The sequence below is a fragment of the Tetragenococcus solitarius NBRC 100494 genome, from assembly GCF_001544195.1.
GTDB classification, from domain to species: Bacteria; Bacillota; Bacilli; order Lactobacillales; family Enterococcaceae; genus Tetragenococcus; species Tetragenococcus solitarius.
Genome location: NZ_BCPY01000016.1, coordinates 25,985 through 48,977, shown reverse-complemented (window position 1 = coordinate 48,977; position 22,993 = coordinate 25,985). Strand labels below are relative to the sequence as shown.

Sequence of the window (22,993 nt, the reverse complement as noted above, 5' to 3'; positions counted from 1 at the left end):
GTCACTTTTTAAATAAAATTCGGAAATATATTGTTTAAATTTAGGATGCAAAAAGAAAATTAATTGTAAATTATATTTTTCCAATATAGCTTCCAGCTCCTTTGAACTTAAAAAACTAATATAATTATCGTAATAATCCGTCCTCTTAAAATCTTCTTTAGGCATATCTTCCATCCAAGTTCTCCAAGTTGGCATAACAAAAATTTTTTTTCTGTTACCATTATTTACTTTATTAAATAACTTATCCCATCTAGAAAAACCAGTTACCGCTATTTCATTTAGTTCATATTTCCAATTTTGATGAATAATTTCTTTTTCTAAGTCAGACGTTGCAATGACTAAATTAAAATTTCCCCTTCCTTTAGCTTTTTTAAAGACTTTTGATTGCTTTAACGCAGTCACTCCATGTTGAAGAAAAACGCTTTGTTTTTTCATTATTCTTTTAGGGACAAGACCAGTACGAACATGTAAATTATATACATGACGTTTATTTTCTGAAGAAATTAATAATTTACTTGCATAAATTAACAAAAAATACTTAAATGACATAAATGTCACTACATTATTGCTTTCTTTTTTTATGTCATTAAAGTCAGAAGAATTCCTGTCCAAGATAAAATAAAAATCGCCATGTAAATTATTTGTATCTACATATTGAAAAAAAGCATAACCATTATCTTGTGCTGTAGAAGAAAATTTTTCAAACCCGAGCCAGATATCTTTACGCCTAAAGTAAAATGGTTTTAATATTAAATAAACTATATAAGCTAATTTTTCTTTTATTTTAGTTTTTTTATTTTCATAATACTCCCTATTACGCATCATAAAAGCAATATCATCTTTCAATGTTACATAAGGATATAAAATCTTATCTTTCACATATATTGCATTTTCAAAGTAGTCTTTATTTATTTGTTTTTTCAGCTTATATGTAGCGTTTGTTACCTTTATTCTCTCTTCGTTGCCATCCTTATCCATAACTGTTATAAAAATATCCCAATATAATGGAAAGAAATCATTATCCCAATCCAACAAAAGAGAACCTTGAACAGAAAAAGTACGGTTTTGTATATGTTCTACCTCAGTATCTTTTGCCTCAATTAATTTAACTGTATCATGCGAGCGTAACTTTAAAAGGATGTTTTTAATAGTTAAATTTCCATCTTGTTTCACTTGTGCTGTTATTAAAAAGCCCTTGTTGTTTTTTTTGGTTATATCTAACATTTTAGTCTTTACCTTATATTTTTCTTTAAACACAGCGGAACCAGAAGATTTTAAAATAGCAACATAATTATTCATTGTTGAATAAACCATTATTGAGTAATCTTCAATAGAAGTATTCAAATAAGTTAATCTATTGTTTGTTTCTCTCACTACTTGTAATCTTCCAGATTTTGATTTCTTTCCGTCAACAAACCATGCTTCTAAATCCCAACGGTTGTTTCCCACTTCCTGCAGACTTTCTGCAGTCAATGGTACAAAGATATTGCCATTCATCAATTTTACAGTGGTTATTCTGACGCGTCTTTTATTTTTTCTTGAAACAAAAATAATTTCTTTTAACTGACTGTTTATAAATTGCTCGTTAACAATACACAACTCCAACCCTTTTGTAGGTTTGTTATGAACGAGAACTTGTTTCATTACTATATCTTCTCTCTCATCTACAGGAATCGATTTAAAAAATTCTTCAATTAAAAGCGAACATATTATAAGCATATTCTGTCTAAAATAAACACCTTGATGTCTACCTCTGCTATAACCTACATAACCAATAAATGATGATTTGTTATAACACATAGGATCACCTTCGACCACCGTATCCATTAAATAGGTCTCACCTAACTTATAAAGAACTTTTAATTGCCAATGCCCTTGAGGTAAAATTTCAGATAAGTTTATTGAAAATTTATCTTCTGAAAAGGAATAAAGAAGCCTTTGCTCCTCTCCTGTTTCTTCGTTTACAGCAAAAAAACCTTTTACATTATTTTGGGTTAGTTCCTTGTTAAATAGCTTTAATGACGAATTATGTTCTGTAAACTCAACTAATGTAACGGGAATATCACCTTCCATTATGTATTTTGAGTTAGTCGAGTAAATAGAATCTTTATGCTTCCTAAAGACGATGGAATCAGCATTCCCCTCAATACTTAGATTATTTATTCCTATAAGAAAATTTTTCTCACTTGCTTTTTGATAATCATTGATCCATAGAGAATAATTTACACCCTTTTCCATTTTTGCTTCTGGGTTTTTTAAGGCCAAATTATCTTCTTGGGACGTAATTTCAACATCTATCCGATGTTTTTCTTTATCCAAAAGGAAAACATTATCGATGGCTAATTGCTTCGATTTTTCAAATATAATATTATCTTCTTGTGCTGAAATCAGTTGAATTCTTTCTTTCAATATTTGAACCTCCAAAATATTAGCATTACAAATATGCAATACAAATTTTTTCTTACTTAACTGAAATATTCTCTTCATCAATTACTCATCATATAAAAATATTTCTAAACAATCGAGATTAGTATAATAAAATGAAGTTATGATAAAAACATTCACCATAATAACTCTACAATAAAAACTTTAATGATTCAATATAAGTATTATTCTCAAGTAAAAATATCAAACTTAATAAATTTCGTCATATTTTTATTTACTATTTAAATTCTCTTCGCTATTTATTGCTTTAATGAGTAAAAATAGAATTCGGTTTCTTAAAAATAAATAAAAATTTTAAGAAACCGAATTCTATTGAGCTTATTATTTAACTAATGTCTTAACTCTCGTAATGGTTTGGTTAATCTCCAAGACTTTGAATTTTCCATACTACTAATTTTATGGCTTAACCTTTCATTCAGTTTTTCTTTTTTATTCAGTTGACTCCTCAATTGAGATATAGCATCATCTTTTATTTTAAACTTTTTATCGTTATTGTTTTTTATTTTCTCATGCTTTTTTACCATAATATCAAAACTATTTTGTAGCCTCCCACGCATCTCGTTGCTATTACAAGAAGTTATTGGAGTAATAGGAGGCTTTAAATCAATTTGTTCAATTTTTTCATCAAAACGTGTCTTCAATCCTTTTTTATCATAGAGATATACACTTTCAAGGTTATTCTTATTTAGAAAATTAATAAAATTTTCGTAATTTTTTTTCTGATTTTTTTCAACTGAATGTATATCAACCATATTTAACAACTCTTCTAATTCCATACCTTCATACATTTCATCAACAGAAACACGGGGAAAATTATGGAATTCAGCTAGCTCTCGCATTCTACCGTCAATTGGAATTACCATGCTTGGCGTGCCAGCAAGAATAGGGGCAACATTTCCATGCAATCTAGTTCCTACACTTAAGTTTACATTTTTCATATGTTTAATCCATGAAGGAGCAGACAAGAAAAATTTAACTTGATTATTTTTATATAAATCTGAGTTCAAGCTATTAGGGTAATTATTTATTGTAGAATTAATAGCATTTCCTAAAAACGGAGCACCAGAATAAGTTAAAATCATTTCATCAAGATCCTGCGGAATAAATTCTAAGTTCTTATATTTTCGCGATAGCCCATTTAAAAATTTCAATGCTTTTTGATCCGCTTTAGGTGTCATATTAATACTTATAAAAGAATTACTGTTCAAATCTAAATCACGAATATTTATATTATTACCAAAAGTATACATTGATGGACAACCAATTACCATATGGTCTCTTCCTTCTTTAAATCCTAGGTAAGATAGGTAATCAGATGTAATTTGACCTCTTAGTCCCAAAATGTTTGAATTTTCTAACACTGCACTTACAAATTTTCTTACATCGTTATCGAAAGGGCGTTCTTGCTCCACGTTTGGTTCGTAAGGAAAAGCCATCCCCATACCAATAACAATTACCGGTATTGTAAGTTTCTCAATTAAGTCAGTATATTTCCTCAATGTAGGGATAAAGCCTGGTCGTATAGCATTTGCTAAAGGGAGTACATAAGAATCATATGTTTGATTTATCTTCTCCGCATCAGCCGGATTTACTCTATAATAGTCTGGCACCAATTCCACACCATATGTACTCAAATTTCTAAAAACACTAAAAGCGTACATTAAATTGCCCACATTATTTCCAATTGCATTTCTCTTAATAATTTTATCTGCACTAAAAGAGTCTAATGGAGACATCCCAGCTCTTACAAGAATCTTCTTCATGATTTAATTTCTCCCACACATCTTATATTTAAAAAATATTTATATACAAAGTTACTTACAATTGTACCACTAAATTCTAACGCTCGGAATAACAACAAACTTTTCTATTTTAAATAATTTCTCAGTTATGTAGTTTCTCCAACAATATTTGGCTAACTTTTAACGAAGCTTTCCCATCTTCCCAACTACAGAATGTTTGTCCAAACACTTGCTCTTTTTCTGAATATTGTAAAAACTTGCCTCTTTGAACAAATTCATCAATAAATTCATATAATTTTTCTTCGCTCTCGGCAATCGGTCCTGGGACTTCGTTATAATCCAAATAAAAGCCTCGCAATTTTTCTTTATAATGAACCATATCATAAGGGTAAAATAACATTGGGCGCTGTAATATTGCATAATCAAACATCACAGAAGAGTAATCTGTAATTAATAAATCACTTATCAAATAAAGCTCATTAATATTTTCATCTACACATACTTTCACCTGATTTTCATAACCCTTTATATTAATAGAATCGCCAACCAAGTAGTGTGGACGGATAATAAAGGTGTCTTCTTTATCTAAACAAGTAACAATTTTTTTTAAATCAAAAGGCATGAAAAATTTATAGCTTCCTTTTTTAATAAAGTAATCATCGCGCCAAGTTGGTGCATATAGTATAACTCGTCCACTCTTTTTACCGACAATTTTTTCTTTCAATTCGTCTTTTAATTCTCGGTTGCTTTTATTGTTAACTAACTCATCATTACGCGGATACCCAATTTCTAAAAATGTATTTTTAAACTGAAACGCACGTTTGAAAATATCTTCAGAGTATTGGTTAGGAGCAATGAGATAATCCCAACGGCTCGCTTCAAAGATAAAATTATTTCTATACTTTTCCGTGTCAGTCCCAGGCATTGCCACTTCTTGTATATCAGCGCCTAATTTCTTTAAGGGCGTACCATGCCAAGTTTGAATATAGCTTGTATTTTTGTTTTTCTTTAGCCAATTAGGCATGCGGGAATTAAACACCCAAAAATTAGCCCTAGTAGTTAACCACAACCATTTAATAGAAAAACGAGGAACAAGATTTAAATCAGGAAATTGTGCTCTTGCTTCCTTGATATATACCTTTTTTATCCCCCAGTATAAATGTTTGTTATCTGTCTGTTTGACTAATTCCTGATAAATCGCATATGGATTGTCCGAAGGGAGTTTCCCATTAAAAGATTCAAATAATACAAGTCCCTCTTGAATAGGGAAAATAGTAGCCGTAATATTAAAAATAATTTTATATATTTTACTAAGAATTCTTTTTATCATCTTTTATGCAAACCTTCCAACATAAACTTTTAATTACAAACAAAGGAAGTTGCAAAATTCGTTTAAATCTTTTAGGATCAGATAACGAACGATACAACCATTCCAAGTGTACATTAATAAAAAATTGCGGTGCACGCTTGACATGCCCACTTAGTACATCAAAACTTCCTCCCACATCTTGAAAGACTGAAACGTCTAATCGAGGAATATTTCTTGCTAACCACTCTTCTTGCTTAGGGAAGCCTAATGCTACAAATAAAAAGTCCGGACAAGCAAGATTAATTTTTTGAATAATTTCTTCTTCCGTTAAATTCGTATACCCATCAATTTTACCACTCAATTTTAAATCCGGGTAGTTCTTTTTTATCTGTAATGCTGCATCATCAACTACCGCTGGTTTTGCACCATACAAAAAAATACTTTTTTTCTCTTTATTTGCATATTCTAAGAAGCGGTACATCAACTCAATACCTGCCACACGTTCTTTAATTTGTCCACCTATTAACTTTGAAACCAGGACAATGCCAATCCCATCAGGAATCCGATGTGTACTTCTTTTAATAAATGGATAGATTTCCGGATATTTTTGTCCTTCGACAATAATTTGTGGGTTCACGCTAATCGCACTCATTTTCTTGCCATTATTGTTTAAATAATTTGGCAAGTCATTGACTATATCATCATAAGTGAGTACATCGACAGGAACACCCATAATTTCTTCAGTTGTCATATACTTTTTTCACCCACTTTACGAGTTGTTCACATGCATTTCCTTGAGCGTACTCATTCCACATCTGGTTAAAAGAATCGAAAGTTTGATTCGATTCTTTCTTGATTGCAGTAATCAGTTCTTCTTCGTTTGTTACAATCTGTCCTGGAGCCCATTTTTCAAAATCTTCTTCAATCCCCACTTCTTTATTATATTCATCATAGTCATAACAAAAGAAAACCATTTTCCCATTAGGGTTGGCTAAAGAATACTCAAAAACAACAGAAGAATAGTCTGTAATCAAGCAATCCACCGAGGGTAGTAGTTGAGTTAAATCCATTTCTTTAAAGTCGGAAATGACCTCTTTTTCTGACTTTATTTGTTGATAGAGCATTGTATCATGAGGATGTGGTTTTACCATAATTACCCAATTATTTCCCAACTGACGCTTTAGATTGTTAAAATTTAATGGGACTTCTGAGTCATTTTCTCGATAAGTCGGAACATATAAAGCCACTTTTTTATTCGTCGGAAAATAATCTTTGAAAAGCTTCTTAGCTCTACTTAACCATTGCTGGTCAAAAAAAAGATCCGTGGGTAAATAACCAAAGGGCAGTTCTTGAAAGGTCTGTTGATAGTTTTTAGCAAACGTCTGTGACATCTTTTCTGAGCTTACTACATAGTGTGTAAACTTTTCATAAACTTCACGATATCTTTTTCGGTCCTTTTGTGAGACTTTCTTCGTATATTCTGCAGCAAGCCCGAAAGATTTAATCGCGCCATTTGCGTGCCAAAGCTGTACTACCTTAGTATGAGAACTAAACCTGACTCCAGCTAAAAATGCAAAATAGTTGTCGCAAAAAACTATCTGACTTCCTGTTACTACAGGTACAATATGCTTTAACAATATAGAAAAGCCATCCATACAATAAGTAGAACAACCTTTTTGCTCATAATAAGTCGCTAAGTCTTTACTATTTTTAGTATAGCAAATAACAAGTTTATCCGGAAAAGTTTTATACAACAGTTGCAAAGCCATTTGGCTAGTTGTAGGAAAACTCAGCAAAAAAACGATTTTATCATTCTTTTTAGTAGTATTTTTACTGACTAAATGAACAAGCCAGAGATATAATTCTTTGCTGGCCAAAACAAGTGGATTACTCACAACCTCGCCTCCTGAATCATTCTTTACTATTTTAACTGAAAACAATAAAAAAAGAAAACTGTCTTTGTTATTCAATAAACTATAGGGATAAATTTTTATTTTAAATAACGATTGAATATAGAAAAATTTATCCTGATCTTTCAATAAAAAAATACTGTTGTGACAGTCGATCTCTGTCTCAACAGTATTTTTAATAGCTTTATTAGACTTATTTTACTATTCTTTAACTAAAAAAGTAATTTTGATTCATCGGATATTTCACATCTGCAATATCTACAGTAATTAAACGATCATCGTTTATTTTCTCTTGATCGACAAATTCAAAATTTTCCACTTCAAAAGTAATGTCCGTATCCTCCACTTTTTTTACAATACCAATAAATGGACGATGAAAATGGCTCGGTTGTACCTTATAACGTTCTCCGATTTGGATGTTTTCTATAATGTTCATTGAATGTACCCCCTAATAAATACTTATGAAATCGTTACTATACTATATACATAACACGTATAACTTAAACATACAAGTCTTTTAGTTAAAAAAAGTTTGAATTCCTTAAATTTTTTTAGGTATATAGACCAATTATGGAATTTTCTATTTCGTTTATTTTTTTAAAGCGATATATCATTTTTTTGTCGCAAGAACATATATAGACCAATTGTATTCTTATGTAAGTTTCTTCTGAGTATAGATGTACTTTTTCATATCCAATCATACAAAATAATGGATAATGTAAATTTGTAAAAAACAAGAGATAAAATTAATTATATAACTTAGTATAATTAATCTTATCCCTTATTTTATTATTTATTTTCAATTTTTGCGCAAAAAGTCGCCTAATTTACGTACTATCTTAATTTCTTTTCTGTCCAATACATTTTTACAATGTTTATTTTTCTTTTCTAAATCTCTTATTTTTTTCTTATTCTTCCGATCTTTTGTTTTATACTTCTTGTTCTCCTCTTTAATTCCTTTTAACTCTTTATTTCTCCTTTTTTCATAACTTTCTAGTCTGCCAGCTAATTGCTCTGGCTCTAATTGATTGATTGGTTTTACTAAACTAGGAAGTTGCGCTTTTTCAAGTTTTTTGTCTAATGGTGCCTCTGTTTCATGACGATAAATATGATCAAGTCCGTTTAGCTCTAAAAATTGAATAAAATTATCAAAGTTAACTTTTTGCCTTTTTTCTGGTGAATGAAAATCAACCTTTTCAATTAATGCAGCTAAAGTTGTTTCTTCCGTAATTTCATCAGCCCAAATATGAGTTAAATGATGGTAATCTGTTAATTCACGCATTCGCGCATCTTTAGGGATAAGCAAGCTAGGAGTACCAGCAATTGTGGCTGTTATGTTTCCATGTAAACGAGAACCTACGGCTAAATCAGCTGTCTTTAGAAAATCAATCCAAGATTTCGCATTAATAGGAAATCGCACTCTGTCTTCTTCATAAAACTTGTGTGTAATATCTACAGGATAATATTCTGTATCTTTCTTTAGTTTTTCATTTCCTAAATAAGTCATTTTTAATTCTTTTTGCCACTGAGGTATAAAGTAATAATTAGGATACTCCATTGATATTCCTTCAGTAAACTTCAGTACATTATCTGGAGACAACTTCGATCCATTAAGAACAATTAACGAATCTTTTGTGATAGTGGTATCTCGAATATTTAGCGCTGGGCCGAAACTATACATAGAAGGACAACCAATAACCATATGATCTCTTCCTTCTTTAAAACCTAAAGAAGTTAAATAGTCAGCAGTAATTTGTCCACGAACACCAATCATCGAAGAATGCTCTAGCACTGCCTTTACAAATTCTTTTACTTCCTTATCAAAAGAAAACCCCTCTTCTAAATTTGGTTCAAAAGGAGCTCTCAAGCCTACTCCTATCACAATAACAGGAATGTTCAGCTTCTTAAATAACTTAGTGTAGCTTTTAAGTTGTTTTACAAATGCCTCCCTAAAGGCATCTGCTAAAGGAATAATATAAGCATCATATTTTTCATTGATTTCAGTTGCATCTTCTTCGTTAATTCTATAGTTATCAGGAATAATTTCTACATTTTCAGTTGTTAAATTACGATAAACTGAAAAAGCATAAATTAAGTTACCTACATTACCGCCAATCCTTGGATTTACTACCATATCCTCAGGCGTTTTAACATCCGTTGGCGCTATACCTGAACGTATTAAATATCTTTTACCCATATGTCTCTCCTACTTGTTCGTTTTTTTCTTGTGGTTGATCCGAGAAAAGATTATCAACTAATCTCTCGCTTGATTTGCCATCCTGATACTTAAAATGCTTATTTAAGAATTTAGGAACTTTCTCTTGTTCAAAATCTTCTTGATATAAAGCAGTGATCAATTCATCAAAAGTTTCTACGATTTTTCCAGGTACAAAGGTTTCATAAGGTTCATAGAAATCTCTAGAAGTGATATAATCTTCCAAGTCGAAAGCATAAAACAACATAGGTCTTTGAAAAACAGCAAATTCATAAATTAATGAGGAGTAATCACTAATCAATATATCGGTAATAAACAAAATATCGTTTACTTCTCTAGCACTAGAGATATCAAAGAAACAGTTCTCATATTTTTTTGGTATATTCAACTCATTTTTTACAAATGGATGCATTTTAAAAAGAACAATAGCGTTGTTCGCCTCACAATACCGAGCGAACCTTTCAAAATCAATTTTAAAAAATGGATAATGAGCTGTCCGATGTCCATTGCCGCGAAATGTTGGAGCAAATAGTATGACCTTTTTCCCATTAATAAATGGAAGCTCCGCTTTTAATTGTGCAACAACGTTTTTTTCATATTCTTTATCAAACAATATATCCGTTCTAGGTACACCGGTAGGTTTTACATATTCTTCTTTAATACCAAATGCCTCTGCATAAAAAGGAACATCTGTTTCAGAAGAGACATAGGCTTTTGTATAATTCCGATGATTTTTTGAATCGAATAATGGGCCTCCTCTTTTTCCTGCCCGACTAAACCCCACTGTTTTAAAGGCTCCTACTGCATGCCATACTTGAATAATCTCTTGCATACTTTTAAAATTCAGCTTATAAATCAAAGGATGGAAATCATCCACAAATATATAATCAGACTTGCCTAATAAATAAGGAAAACGAAATTTGTCAATCAATCCTCGTCTTTCAGTAATATTGGGCTTAAAAATCTGATGTATCTTATATTCTTTATCCAAACCTTGTCGCAACATCTCATTATAAACAAATTCAAAATTTCCGGACATGCTTTCTCTTGAATCAGAAGTAAATAACACTGTATTCCCTTTTTTTCTATGTAACAATCTTGCGGTTTTAAAGATAGAATGAAAGAAGAAGTTCCGTATTTTAAAGGAAATTTTGTTGTACTTTTTTTTGATAGACTTAATTCTTTTGCTAAATACACTTTTTCGTGGTTTGTTAACACCGTCAAATTTGACATCTAAAACAAATTCATTAACTTCTTCAGAAATCCTGGGTTTAACAGTATACTTCCTCTTTTTAGAATTTCCCCCTTGCCGGAAAACTTCTGTGTAACGATCTAACAAATAATTGTTTCTACCATTCTTAGTTTCTTTTGCCTCATATTTTTCCCATTCTTCATCAGTAAGTTCATATAGATGACTATCAAGAAACTTGGGGTTAATCTGAGCAATGTAATCCAACTCTTGTTTGTTTACTAATAAATATTGACCTGAAGGTAAATAATAACCATTGTCCAAAATAGCTACATCGAAACGACATAGAAATTCATTTCCTCTAACTCTTACTTCATTTGCAGTCAACATTTTTGTTTCTACCAAATTTCTCAAAACGAAATAACTTTGAGAAATATCCAAGTTTTCGGCGTGTCCACTTATAAATAATTGAACCCTTTCCCAGTAAATCTCATCGATTACAATCTTACTACTAACCAAAACTACTTTGCTTCCTTTCTTCGTTTCATAGTATTTATAAAGTCCATTTTATAACCGTTTTCCCCCATGAAGTAGACAAATCAGATTCGAAAGCGTTTGTTATATCATTTATAGAACGAATTTCATATTCGTTACCTTTCAATAAGGATAATTTTTCTACAACATCCGGATATTTTTGATAAAGTGCAACGACTCCCTGGATATCTTTAGCGCCGCTGCGGCTACTTCCAATCAAAGTAATCCCCTTTTCTAGGACTAACCTTGTATTAATTTGCACCGGATATTCGCTTACTCCAAGTAGATCGATACTACCTTCCGGAGAAATATGATCTATAATTTGATTAATTGCTGCTTCGCTTCCATTGCCACCAACACATTCAAACGCGTGGTCAAATGTTATATTCTCCGGAATGTCGTCAATGTGAAAAACTTTGTTTACAAAGGAAAAATGACTTAACTTATAATCTGTTTTCCCAAAAACATAGATCTTAGAGTCAGGATATAGTTTATTGACCAAGACAGCAGTGATGTATCCTAAATTGCCATCTCCCCATATTCCAAAAGATCTTTTATAGCTGTTAGACTTTCTTTCCAAACGTTGGATTGCATGCCAGCTTACAGAAACTAGTTCAGAAAAAGATATGTTACTAAGGTCGATATCGTCAGGAACTTCCACAACACGATCTCGTCGCATAAAAACGTAGTCTTGCATAAAACCATCATAACCACTAGAACGAAATTTACTGCTAGACAAGTAGTTTTCAGCAATTACTTTATCCTCTTCAACAGGAGTATTCGGTACCATAATTACTTTAGTTCCTATTTTAAATTCTTTTTTACTGTCATATACAACTTCACCGACGCCTTCATGAATAAGTGACATAGGAAGTTTTTTACGTAATGCTTGTTCCCCTCTGCTTCCGGTATAATATCGTTGATCAGCTGCACAGATCGAAAGATATAACGGCCTTATAATGACTTGATCAGCATTTATATCTTCATTATTATAAGTAACTTCAAATTGTCTTGGAGAAACTAATTGGTATACTTGGTTAATCACTAGCTATTCCTCCTTGTATAATTGAATTAGCGACTTTCAAATCATAAGGAGTTGTAATTTTAATATTAAACAGTTCTCCATGAACTAATTTAATTTTTTCACCAGAGACAGCTAAAATTTTACAAGCATCAGTTAGTATTCTTTTGTTTGTTTCCGATAAATTTTCATAATTGTGTTTTAATAATTTGATGTTAAACGATTGTGGTGTTTGTCCCTGATACATTTCGTTTCGGACAGGTATAGATGATATAAAATCATGATCTTGGGAGGCCACAATTGTGTCAGTAGCTTCTATCACTGTATCCACTGCCCCGTATTTTAAGACCATATTAATGTTTTCTTCTATAATTCTATGTGTGAGAAAAGGACGAACTGCATCGTGTGTCACTATGACATCTTCATCAGTAATATTTTTTTCTTTATTAATAAAATTTATGATACACATGATCGTTTCGTTTCTATCGCTGCCGCCTTCAATAATTTTTAGCCGCTCATCATAAATATCATAATTACCTATAATGTTCTCTGTATGAGATAGCCATTCCTTGGGAGTAGCTATTATAATATTTTCGAAGTCATTATTTAAAAGGAATTTTTCAACAGTATGTATAAGTATTGGTTTCCCATCTAAATTTAAAAACTGTTTTGGTAAAGGTACATTTCCCATCCTAGAACCTGAACCACCTGCTAATATTCCTGCGTAAATCATTTTTTACTCTCCTTCAAATATTTTCTACCATTCATTTATCTTTACATAACAAAAAAACAAACTAAAAATGGTGCCTATTTAAAAACACCTACTTTTTTATAGTAGCACGTTCTAGAAGAGAAAACAATTACGCTTCAAAAAAAGTATTCTAGAATGACTTTCACCAATTCAAATAAACGTAGTTGAAAAATCTTTCGTACACTTTTTAACTACTATTTTTTTATCACTTTTTTTGTCCAAACAAAACCAAGAAAAAGCCATGATAAAAACGATACAATCATCATATAACGAAATAGTGGAGAAGTTTTATATTGCACAATTAGTTTGTTATTACCCATTTTTGAATTAACAATTAAAGCGCCGATTTTATTTGTTTTAAACTCATTTTTATCTAATTTTTTACCATTTAATACAATTTGTGTCCTCTTATATACAACAATAGGAAGAAGTGTTTCTTTTTTACTCTCAGCTTGCCAATTAAGACTTAAATGTTTATTTTCCACTTTTTTACTAATGTTTTTGTTCATCGGATTGTTTATAATTGCGTTTTTGTATTCCCCAGCCGGGTTAAAATCCTCATCCAAAATAGTATTTTTATCTTTAGCTGGTAAATAATCATGAGTCGCCTTTACAATTAAAGTTAAAGCTTTATTCAAACCAGCTTTTTTATCAAAACTTTGACGCAACATAACTGGATCTCCTTCTTTAATCACAGTATGATGAATCTTAGGCTGTAATGTGTCACTTTTCCAAAACGCCAACTTCTCATTCGCAGAATCATTTTGTATTTTTAATCCTAATAAGCATAGGCCCAACAAAATTACATATAGCATATACGATTTTTTTATTGTTTTTTGTCGACCAGCAAAAAAACTTTCAATAGATAATGCCACACTTAAAATGCTTAATACGATTGCTGGCAGAAATAGTCTCGAAGGAAACTGTAAAATCGCTAACGTCGAAAATTTAGAAGTAATTTCATTCCAAGGAATTATTCTCGAAGACAAGATAAAAAACAAGGAAGATTGGAAGGTAACAATTTTGTTCACCTTGTCTACCTTACCGAACAAAAGCAATAGATATTGGAACGTAAGTAAGCTAAATGAAGCTACTGTCAGATGGTTTGCCGGATTATCTAAAAATAACCTTATAGCAGAGCTTTCCATATCAGGATTTGTAAATGGTGTTAAAAGTTGATTTTCTATGCTCGTCTCTAATAAGGGATACCAAACGTTTGCTGTAGTAAATACTGTAATAACAGCCGCAATCAATACAGAGGTAACTAGCTTTGTTTTTGCCTTTGTTTGAAAAAAACTAATAATGAAAAAAATACCTAATATTATTATTAAAAGCAAAGCCGTGAGTACGTGAACTTGTATAGCTAAAGTCATCACTACTACTAATAGCGGAACAACTTGAGTGTAATCTTTTTCTTCATTTAATTTCACACCCGCTAAAGCGCCTAACGGAACAATGAAAGCTCCCCAAGAACCAAACGCTTGGTTAAAACTCCAAGATTGGACAACGTAATATGTAGCGTATGTAATTGATAAAATTAAGCTAACAGAAAGACGAATTTTAGTTTTTACTAACAAAAAAAGCATAGATATTGCTGATAAAAATGTTATTAAAAAATTAGATACTAATTGATACTTCAACCATGAGCCACAGAGTAACAAAACAAGTCCTTGTAAATAAGCAAATATAGGTCCGTAAAGCGCATTAACAATTCTTCCCGACTGAGAAAAGCCATACATGCTTATAAAATATTGAAAGTTTCCTTCTTTAATTTGTTGTGCAGCGTCATAAAAACGGTTATAGTGAAACACCCAATCCGGACCCAAATATAAATTTTTATGCAACATTTGTACTCTTTGTAGCGCTATAGAAATAAAAAAGATAAGTATAATTGAAAATATAAGTTGGTTTCTTTGTTTTTTTAAAACACGTTCCATTTTTAATCCCCTTGTATTGCTCTTTTATTAAGATAAACTCCAGAAAACTAACAATAGAATTCTGGAGTTTAAAATAAATTTTTCAATCCTTTTATGGATAAATCCGATTTAGTAAACGTGGAAATGGAATGGCTTCTCTTACATGCTCAATTCCAGCTAGCCAAGTGACGGTTCTTTCTAAACCTAGACCAAAACCTGTGTGAGGTACAGAACCATACTTACGTAAATCTAAGTACCACGAATATTCCTCTTCATCTAAGCCTTGTTTTCTGATTTGTTCTAACAGATAGTTATAGTCAGTCGCACGTTCAGAACCACCAATAATTTCTCCATAGCCTTCTGGTGCAATTAAATCAGCGCAAACGACAATATCTTCTCTGGTTGGATGAGGTTTCATGTAAAATGGTTTGATATCTTTGGGATAATTTAAAATAAATACGGGTTGGTCAAATGAATTCGCAATAAACGTTTCATGCGGAGAGCCAAAGTCTTCGCCCCACTCGATATCATCAAAGCCATTTTTTTGTAGCATATCGACTGCATCATCATAAGAGATTCTTGGATATGGTAATTTGGTATACTTTTCTAATACTAAACGATCGCGGCCTAATACATGTAGTGCATAATCACAATGGTCTAAAAGATTTTGCACTAAAAATGCCACGTATTCTTCTTGGATTCTCAAGCTTTCTTCCTGGTGCATAAAGGCCATTTCTGGTTCAATCATCCAAAATTCAATCAGATGGCGACGAGTTTTCGATTTTTCAGCCCTAAATGTTGGACCAAAAGAGAAAACATTGCCGAATGCCATGGCAGCGGCTTCCATATACAACTGTCCTGATTGTGATAGGTAAGCTTTTTGATCAAAATAATTGGTTTCAAATAAATCTGTTGTTCCTTCTGGCGCAGAACCCGTCAGAATAGGAGGATCTACTTTAGTAAAATGACGTGCATTGAAAAACTCATAGGTTGCACGTATGATTTCATTACGTACTTGCATAATTGCATGTTGCTTAGAAGAACGTAGCCATAAGTGACGATGATCCATCAAAAACTCCGTTCCGTGCTCTTTAGGAGTAATCGGATAGTCATGGCTTTCTCCTACAACTTCAATGTCTTGAACTCCCAGCTCGTAGCCGAATTTTGAACGACTATCTTCCCGAACTTCTCCTGTCACCCAAATCGAGGTTTCTTGTGGTAACTCTTTAGCCAAATCAAATATTTCTTCTGAAACATCATTTTTTACCACAACACCTTGAAAATAAGCTGTTCCATCACGCAATTGTAAGAAAGCAATTTTGCCACTTGAACGTTTATTTGCCACCCAAGCGCCGATTTTTACCATTTCGCCTACGTGTTTTTTGGCATCGATAATTTGAATTTTTTCCACTTGTGTCTCTCCAATCTATAACTTACAATCTCATTTTTTATTTTTGTCTCTTTTTCTCTACAAATTCTTTGATGCGTTTGACCATTTCTTCCAATGTTCTGATATCTGTTGCATAACTAATGCGGATATTTTCATTTGAGCCAAATCCTTGTCCAGTGACTGTTGCTACGTGAGCTTCTTTTAACAAGGCATCACAAAACGCTGTTACATTTTCATAGCCACACATTTCCATCGTTTCTTTCACATTAGGAAAGAAATAAAACGCTCCTTGTGGTTTTTGAAGTTTAAACCCAGGAATCTCTAACAGCATTGGATAAATACGTTTCATGCGCTCTTCAAATGCTTTACGCATTTCCTCTACGGAATCTTGTGGGCCATTCAATGCTTCCGCTGCTGCGTACTGACTGACAGCTGCTGGATTACTTGTGGATTGAGAAGCAATATCTGACATGGCCTTAATCAAAGTTTTATCGCCCGCTACAAAGCCGATACGCCAACCGGTCATTGAATAAGACTTTGAAACACCATTGACGATCAATGTTTGGCGGCGGACTTTTTCAGAGATAGTAGCAATGGGTGTAAATACATTATCATCATAAACGAGCCGTCCATAAATATCGTCAGAAACAATCAATATATCATACGCAACTGCCCATTCTCCAATTTTTTCGAGTTCTTCTTTGCTATAAATCATACCTGTTGGGTTTGAAGGGGAATTTAAAATAAACGCCTTGGTATTTTTAGTCCTTGCTTCTTCTAATTGCTCAGCGGTCACCTTAAATTGATTTTCTTCTTTTCCTTTAACAAAAATTGGCGTGCCGGCTGCTAATTTCACTTGTTCGCCATAACTTACCCAATAAGGAACAGGAATAATGACTTCATCCCCTTCATTCAAGACAGCTTGAAATAGAGTGTATAGCGCAAATTTTGCTCCATCTGTTACCATCGTTTCGGATGTATCATAGGTTAACCCATAATATTTTTTTAAATAAGCAACAATAGCTTGTTTTAACTGCGGAATACCTGCTGTAGGCGTATAAAAGCTTGTTTGCCCCGAGCGAATCGCTTCAATGGCAGCTTCTTGGATATGCACTGGCGTGGTAAAGTCCGGCTCCCCCACCGTTAGGCTCAATACATCCGCCCCCTGAGCCTTTAATTGTTTCGCTTTTTCTGATGCTCCTAAAGTCACAGATGGTTCTAATTTCTCTGATCGTTTTGAAAAATTCATATACTTACTCCCTTTCTGTTTACAAGCTAGATATCACGAAGAGCTTTCACTTCTTTTCCATCTTCAAATTGTAATAGATAATAATTGCTGTCTTTAGCATCGTCATTATCGCCTGTAGTCACAATTTCCCAGACCGGCTTATTATCTACCATACCTAAACTTGCTTTTTCAACTGTTTCATTTTTATGATTTTGTAGCACTGTTTGTTTGGCCTCTTGCTCACTCAAACCGTCATCTTGTTGCTCAACTGTTACCTTATTTCCAGCCTTAGGAATAATTACAGCTAAATCACGTCCACTTTCATCTTTTCCCATTACTGTAAAATATGTTTTTTCGCGCGTAAACCAATAAAAATCATCCACAGTATCAATATTGGCATATTTTTCAGCAATTTCAACTGCTTCTTGTTTTGCTTGCCGCATTGGCCGTGAAGCTCGAATGTAAAAAATAATAGAAAAGAAAATAATGAAAAGCAAAACCATACTAATAACAAACAAGGCAGTAACTTTATATGTTTCTCTTTTTTCGTTATCCGGCACCTTTTACACGCACCCTTTCTTTTAACTAATCTCTATTATACAAAAAGTTTTATGAGAACTGTACCATTTTTATTGGAAATTTATGGCTTTTCTAAGAATTCTTCAATCGTATGTTTCATTTCTTCAATAGTTGCTTCTTGAATCGGTAGTTCTTTAGGCAAAGCTTTTTCTAAACGTTTCCCATAATTTTTTGTGACCATCCGCCGATCAAATAAAAGCATCAACCCTTTATCTTCTTCAGAGCGAATCAAACGTCCTAATCCCTGCCGTAATTTTAAAGCAGCTTTAGGCAAGCTTTCTTGTGAAAAAGGGTCTATCCCTTGTTCTTTTAAGTAATAATTTCTAGCTTTATTCAATGGACGGCTTGGATTTTCAAAAGGTATACGAGTGACGATCAGTAATTGTAAAGCATCTCCTGGCAAATCGACGCCTTCCCAAAAGCTATCCGCTCCAAATAAAATCGCTTGTTTTGATTGAATAAAACGCTTGAGGAGTTTTTCTTTGCTCCCGCCCATCCCTTGAGCCAAAATTTCTTTACCTTTACTTAGAAAATGCGGATGAATTTTCTTATAGACTTTTTGCAGTATTTCATGAGAAGTAAACAAGACCAAAGCTGGTTGGGCACTTTCTTCCAAAAGAATGGTTAAGTTTTCAGCTAAATAATTCGCATACTCTTCACTATCTAACTCATTGACATTAATATCGTTATCAGCAATTAAGAGTTTTGCTTGTGTTGTGTAATCGTAAGTCTGCGGAATGACTTTTAAAGCAGCTTCAGGAATGCCCAATTTTTTGGCATAATAATTCCTATTTTTAGGAACTTTCAAACTTCCTCCTAAATAGATAATTTTTTCATAGCGTTTATACCAAGTAGTATTAGGTAAAACAGCCGCATGAAAATTAATTAACTGAATCCGGGCGGTTTTTCTATCGCCATATAAATATAACCAGTGAACATAATGAGACGACCAATTTGTCAGCCAATCATGCATAAATGCAGCTTGTGTCTTCATCGTTTCGTAAAAAGAAAGAAATTCGCCAAAATAAACGCGTTGTCGATCTAACCAAGTATCACTCATTTTATTCATCTGCTCATTCAGCTCAGAACCGATAGTAAGCAGCTCTTGATAATACAAAAGCAAGCGTTGAATGTTCTTTTCACAGTTTAGTGACAAATCTTGTCGCTGTTCTGACTGTAAAATAATTTCTTCTTGGGTAGACCACTGTCCAAACCACTCATTAAAAATATCTTCCTGACATTCAATAATTGCCTGTAATTCTTCTTGATATAAGTGAAACATTCGTAAACTTTCTGAGTCATCTTGGAGCATTTTTTCTATCTGATCAAATAACTGATCTTTTTCATAAAATTGATGGATCTTTCGTTGAAATGTAGATGTATCTAGATAGTGTTTGGATACTTTTTCCATCGTTTCTGGTAAGTGGTGTGCTTCATCAATCAACAGATAACGACTCTTTGGCAACAATGGTTGTTCTCGCTGTGTTTCTTGTGCTAAAAAAGCATGATTTACAATCAAGACATTACTTTGAGTTATCCGTTTTTGCAAATGACGCAAAAAATCTTCCTGATAAAATGACTGCTGAACTGCCAAATATTTGATTCCACGATGGCTAATTTCTTGAAATAATATGTGGTCTAAACGAATTAAATTTAGTTCGTCCAAATCACCAGTAGTAGTCTGCGTTAGCCAAACTAAAATCCCCATTTGATACAAAGCATACTGTTTTTGTTGCACAGGAGAGTCTAAGGTCGCCTTAAATCGTTGTAAATCAATATAATGACTTTTACTTTTAACCACAGTTGCATATAAAGGTTGATTAACCAATGTGTTCAACAATGGAATGTCTTGATCGATTAATTGGTGCTGCAACAAAATAGAAACTGTACTAATAACCATTGGATTCTCCGGAGTTGCCAAAAAAACAGTCGGCAATAAATAACCGATCGTTTTTCCCATACCAGTCGAAGCTTCAATGAATAAGTTTTTCTCCTCACTTTCTGTAAAATGTCGAAACACCGTGTTCATCAATTGCCCCTGTTCTTTACGATAAGTCAGCTTATTTTGGTAGAGTTTCACTTTTTCCTTCTTTGTTTTAGGGTAACGACTATTGTAATAGTTTTCTTCAAACAGCGGCACTTCTTTTTTTTGCAGCGCAATACCATCGACTACTTCCAAGAAAGGAGATAACGGCGGTACTTTTTCTTGTACTTGTGCTGTGACCTCTTTGATAAACCGACTTGTCTGTTTACTTGTCACTTCGCTTAGTTGTGCAATTTTTTCTAAAGTCACTAAGGGTAGTTGTTGCATCGTTGCTTTAATATACAATAATAAAGCCGCAGTCACTTCCGCATCACTATCTGCTTGATGTGGCGTGTCGTGTTCTAATCCTAAATTTTCTGCTAAATCACTTAGACGAAAACTAACTTGTGTAGGCAAAAAAATCTGAGCTAGTTCAACTGTATCAATGCCCGGAATCTGCAACTTTGGCATACCACAACGTACTAACTCGTGATTTAAAAAACTATAATCAAAATGAATATTATGAGCTACGAAGGTAGTATCTGCTAATAAATTATAGATCGTGGCAGCCACGTCTTCAAAATATGGCGCCTTTTTCACGCGTTTATTTGAAATATGCGTTAAGTGCTGGATCTGATTTGAAATTGTTTTTATTGGATTGATATCTACTGCAAAACGGTTAACAATCTCGTCGTTTTCAACAAGCACACATCCAAATTGAATGATACGATCCGTTTTAGGATCCGTCCCCGTTGTTTCGATATCTACAATTGCATAAGTGGTATTCATCGCTTTTCACCTTTTCTTTGCTTATTGCATTATAATACAGAACTACTGAAAAACCAATGAAGGAAAAAGTATAAAACGTTGTCCTCGTTCGAATCACTTTCAAAAAGCTCTTTTCTTTTTGAAAAAACTAGAGTTGTTATGACTCATCTTCGCTAGATTTAGATTAATCTGGGGATAAGTAAAGCTGACTTACATTCATTTTAAATAAAATTAAAGCACAGGCGTTATTGTTTAAACGATAAAAAAACGGAGCGATTATCGCTCCGTTTCAGTGCTTGATTTTTTTAATTAAGCTTTTACTACATTAGTAGCTTGAGGTCCACGTTGTCCTTCTTCGATATCGAAGTTTACAGATTGGCCTTCTTCTAAAGTTTTGAATCCATCTTCTTGGATAGCTGAAAAGTGAACGAACACGTCGTTTCCATCTTCACCTGTAATAAAGCCATAGCCTTTTTCTGCGTTGAACCATTTAACTGTTCCTGTTTCCATGTAAAAAAATCCTCCTTGTGTATAAACACATATTTTGCAAATCCTTGTTAAGTGAATATTTGGAAGATGTTCTTAGATGAAACAAGCTACCATAATTACGTAACAAAAACTACATTTCATAGTATAACACATAATCAAAAAAATACTAGTATTTTTTTGATTTTTTTGTTTACAAAAAGAAAACAGCTTCTTTAAAGAAACTGTTCTCTTATGATTGACCATTCTCTTAATATCTTAATGTGGCATATAAACTTTTATTGCCAGGAGCGTCTTCTTGGTCTAATACAAACACATCGCCGCTATTACGCAATACATCACGTGCAGTTGTATTAAGCACTTGGCGCCAATCGTATTCTGCTTCCGGGTCTTCTCCAAAGTTTTCTTGCAAGTTAGAGGTTGCAATAAAGAATTGATCTACACGCCCTAACTCAGCCGCTTGTTTAATGTCTGCAATTTGGTCAACGCTTTTACGGTTAATGAGTTTTTGATAACTTTCAACTTCTCTTTTTGACAATTCGTCTGTAATTGTTTCTTCAGCCGCTTTTTCCATTTCCTGCACAGAAAGTTGAGCGGGTGAACGAGTAATCGCTATTTCTGGGTCATAATAATTATATTTCGCGTTTTTCTTAAATGCGGTTTGATTTTCAGAAAGGGCAAAAAGGTAAAGCGGAACTTTTTCCTCATTTTCGAGTCCATTTCTTAAGAAATCATCGATAGCCTGATAGTAGTTATTCCAATCAATTTCTACTTCCTCATCTTTAGGATTGCCGCTATGATAGCCTAAACCTGCACGAAAGTCAGTGCTTCCTCCAGTGATTTCACTGCCCAATGCTTTTTCTAAATCTGTGGGTGCATCTTCTGGCAATTCAACTTCCGAAAGTTTTTTATTATTCATAAAATACAAGCTCATCGAACTACGATTTAAAGCCATCAAATAGTAACGATAATTAAATTGTGCATTTTTAATAATCGCAAGTAAATAAGGGGTGTCACCTACATAATATTGTTCATCAACCCGGATACTTAAACGATGAATATTGGTTTCTTCAGCAGTTAAAATTATGGCGACGCTTGTGGTTGCATCACGGAAAAATGTTTTATCGTTTAATAAATTATCAAATTTTTCTTGGAAAGGTCCCCAATCTTGATCTGGGTAACGTTTATCAAAGCGCCTTTGTGCTTCCTTCATAAAATTTTTGATCTTAATTTGGTCTTTTTCGACACCTTGGGGAGACACATTTGTATTCATCATAACTGTAACAAATGGTCCTTGTACTCCTTCTTTTGACAAACGTTCTAATAAATCTCTTCCAATTTTTGCCATATATTATTCCCCTCCTACATAATTTATATGCTACAACTTTAGTGTACCATGTCTAAGTATTATAATAAAATAAAACGTTATCAAAAATTTATTCATTCTTTGTTTGTAAGCCTCAAAATAAGAAGCAGTCTTTCCTGTT

17 protein-coding genes are annotated in these 22,993 nt (G+C 32.9%); all 17 read right to left on the bottom strand.

The genetic code is table 11. The features are described from left to right. Nucleotides 1-2,409 (bottom strand): CDP-glycerol glycerophosphotransferase family protein (locus tag TS1_RS06360; RefSeq protein WP_169792361.1); only part of this gene is annotated, 2,409 nt, incomplete at its 3' end. A gap of 365 nt (nucleotides 2,410-2,774) precedes the next feature. After that, nucleotides 2,775-4,208 (bottom strand): polysaccharide pyruvyl transferase family protein, encoded by a 1,434-nt coding sequence (locus TS1_RS06355; RefSeq protein WP_083498251.1) that lies wholly within the window; start codon nucleotides 4,206-4,208, stop codon nucleotides 2,775-2,777. Between the two features lie 121 nt (nucleotides 4,209-4,329). After that, nucleotides 4,330-5,517 carry a CDP-glycerol glycerophosphotransferase family protein gene (locus tag TS1_RS06350; protein WP_068708956.1) on the bottom strand — a complete coding sequence of 396 codons (1,188 nt, stop codon included), beginning with the start codon at nucleotides 5,515-5,517 and terminating at the stop codon, nucleotides 4,330-4,332. Beyond that, nucleotides 5,498-6,247, bottom strand: a complete 750-nt coding sequence (locus tag TS1_RS06345) for a WecB/TagA/CpsF family glycosyltransferase (RefSeq protein WP_174519329.1) — start codon at nucleotides 6,245-6,247, stop codon at nucleotides 5,498-5,500. The genes TS1_RS06350 and TS1_RS06345 overlap by 20 nt, the downstream gene beginning before the upstream one ends. Beyond that, entirely contained in the window at nucleotides 6,237-7,391 is a 1,155-nt protein-coding gene (locus TS1_RS06340) for a CDP-glycerol glycerophosphotransferase family protein (RefSeq protein ID WP_068708953.1), read from the bottom strand. Before TS1_RS06340 ends, TS1_RS06345 begins: the two co-directional genes overlap by 11 nt. A gap of 223 nt (nucleotides 7,392-7,614) precedes the next feature. After that, nucleotides 7,615-7,842, bottom strand: coding sequence for a hypothetical protein (locus tag TS1_RS06335; RefSeq protein ID WP_068708951.1), 228 nt, complete (start codon nucleotides 7,840-7,842; stop codon nucleotides 7,615-7,617). Nucleotides 7,843-8,205: 363 nt separating this feature from the next. Further along, on the bottom strand, nucleotides 8,206-9,603 hold the full coding sequence (locus TS1_RS06330) for a polysaccharide pyruvyl transferase family protein (RefSeq protein ID WP_068708949.1): 1,398 nt from the start codon (nucleotides 9,601-9,603) through the stop codon (nucleotides 8,206-8,208). Continuing rightward, entirely contained in the window at nucleotides 9,596-11,329 is a 1,734-nt protein-coding gene (gene tarL, locus TS1_RS06325; RefSeq protein WP_068708947.1) for a teichoic acid ribitol-phosphate polymerase TarL, read from the bottom strand. Before tarL ends, TS1_RS06330 begins: the two co-directional genes overlap by 8 nt. A gap of 34 nt (nucleotides 11,330-11,363) precedes the next feature. Continuing rightward, nucleotides 11,364-12,389, bottom strand: a complete 1,026-nt coding sequence (locus tag TS1_RS06320; RefSeq protein ID WP_068708945.1) for a ribitol-5-phosphate dehydrogenase — start codon at nucleotides 12,387-12,389, stop codon at nucleotides 11,364-11,366. Next, nucleotides 12,382-13,098 carry a D-ribitol-5-phosphate cytidylyltransferase gene (locus TS1_RS06315; protein ID WP_068708943.1) on the bottom strand — a complete coding sequence of 239 codons (717 nt, stop codon included), beginning with the start codon at nucleotides 13,096-13,098 and terminating at the stop codon, nucleotides 12,382-12,384. The genes TS1_RS06320 and TS1_RS06315 overlap by 8 nt, the downstream gene beginning before the upstream one ends. A 212-nt stretch (nucleotides 13,099-13,310) precedes the next feature. Beyond that, the gene (locus TS1_RS06310) at nucleotides 13,311-15,053 is read right to left on the bottom strand and encodes a hypothetical protein (protein WP_068708941.1); all 1,743 of its coding nucleotides are present in this window, start codon (nucleotides 15,051-15,053) and stop codon (nucleotides 13,311-13,313) included. Nucleotides 15,054-15,144: 91 nt separating this feature from the next. Next, a complete protein-coding gene (asnS, locus tag TS1_RS06305) occupies nucleotides 15,145-16,443 on the bottom strand; it encodes an asparagine--tRNA ligase (protein WP_068708939.1) in 1,299 nt (432 codons plus the stop codon). A 37-nt stretch (nucleotides 16,444-16,480) separates the two neighbouring features. Beyond that, nucleotides 16,481-17,671: a pyridoxal phosphate-dependent aminotransferase gene (locus TS1_RS06300; RefSeq protein ID WP_068708937.1), complete on the bottom strand. Its 1,191-nt coding sequence runs from the start codon at nucleotides 17,669-17,671 to the stop codon at nucleotides 16,481-16,483. Between the two features lie 26 nt (nucleotides 17,672-17,697). Then, nucleotides 17,698-18,210, bottom strand: a complete 513-nt coding sequence (locus tag TS1_RS06295) for a cell wall elongation regulator TseB-like domain-containing protein (RefSeq protein ID WP_083498250.1) — start codon at nucleotides 18,208-18,210, stop codon at nucleotides 17,698-17,700. Between the two features lie 80 nt (nucleotides 18,211-18,290). Further along, on the bottom strand, nucleotides 18,291-21,041 hold the full coding sequence (locus tag TS1_RS06290; protein WP_068708934.1) for a helicase C-terminal domain-containing protein: 2,751 nt from the start codon (nucleotides 21,039-21,041) through the stop codon (nucleotides 18,291-18,293). A 288-nt stretch (nucleotides 21,042-21,329) separates the two neighbouring features. After that, nucleotides 21,330-21,530 carry a cold-shock protein gene (locus TS1_RS06285; protein ID WP_068708932.1) on the bottom strand — a complete coding sequence of 67 codons (201 nt, stop codon included), beginning with the start codon at nucleotides 21,528-21,530 and terminating at the stop codon, nucleotides 21,330-21,332. Between the two features lie 226 nt (nucleotides 21,531-21,756). After that, complete coding sequence (locus tag TS1_RS06280; protein ID WP_068708930.1) at nucleotides 21,757-22,854, bottom strand: baeRF6 domain-containing protein; 1,098 nt, start codon at nucleotides 22,852-22,854, stop codon at nucleotides 21,757-21,759. Nucleotides 22,855-22,993: the final 139 nt, after the last annotated feature.

What these genes read in the sequence shown, in the direction of transcription:
- TS1_RS06355 (WP_083498251.1), bottom strand. Translation starts at nt 4,208, where the DNA reads ATGAAGAAGATTCTTGTAAGAGCTGGGATGTCTCCATTAGACTCTTTT.
- TS1_RS06350 (WP_068708956.1), bottom strand. Translation starts at nt 5,517, where the DNA reads ATGATAAAAAGAATTCTTAGTAAAATATATAAAATTATTTTTAATATT.
- TS1_RS06345 (WP_174519329.1), bottom strand. Translation starts at nt 6,247, where the DNA reads ATGACAACTGAAGAAATTATGGGTGTTCCTGTCGATGTACTCACTTAT.
- TS1_RS06335 (WP_068708951.1), bottom strand. Translation starts at nt 7,842, where the DNA reads ATGAACATTATAGAAAACATCCAAATCGGAGAACGTTATAAGGTACAA.
- TS1_RS06330 (WP_068708949.1), bottom strand. Translation starts at nt 9,603, where the DNA reads ATGGGTAAAAGATATTTAATACGTTCAGGTATAGCGCCAACGGATGTT.
- TS1_RS06315 (WP_068708943.1), bottom strand. Translation starts at nt 13,098, where the DNA reads ATGATTTACGCAGGAATATTAGCAGGTGGTTCAGGTTCTAGGATGGGA.
- TS1_RS06310 (WP_068708941.1), bottom strand. Translation starts at nt 15,053, where the DNA reads ATGGAACGTGTTTTAAAAAAACAAAGAAACCAACTTATATTTTCAATT.
- TS1_RS06300 (WP_068708937.1), bottom strand. Translation starts at nt 17,671, where the DNA reads ATGAATTTTTCAAAACGATCAGAGAAATTAGAACCATCTGTGACTTTA.
- TS1_RS06290 (WP_068708934.1), bottom strand. Translation starts at nt 21,041, where the DNA reads ATGAATACCACTTATGCAATTGTAGATATCGAAACAACGGGGACGGAT.
- TS1_RS06285 (WP_068708932.1), bottom strand. Translation starts at nt 21,530, where the DNA reads ATGGAAACAGGAACAGTTAAATGGTTCAACGCAGAAAAAGGCTATGGC.
- TS1_RS06280 (WP_068708930.1), bottom strand. Translation starts at nt 22,854, where the DNA reads ATGGCAAAAATTGGAAGAGATTTATTAGAACGTTTGTCAAAAGAAGGA.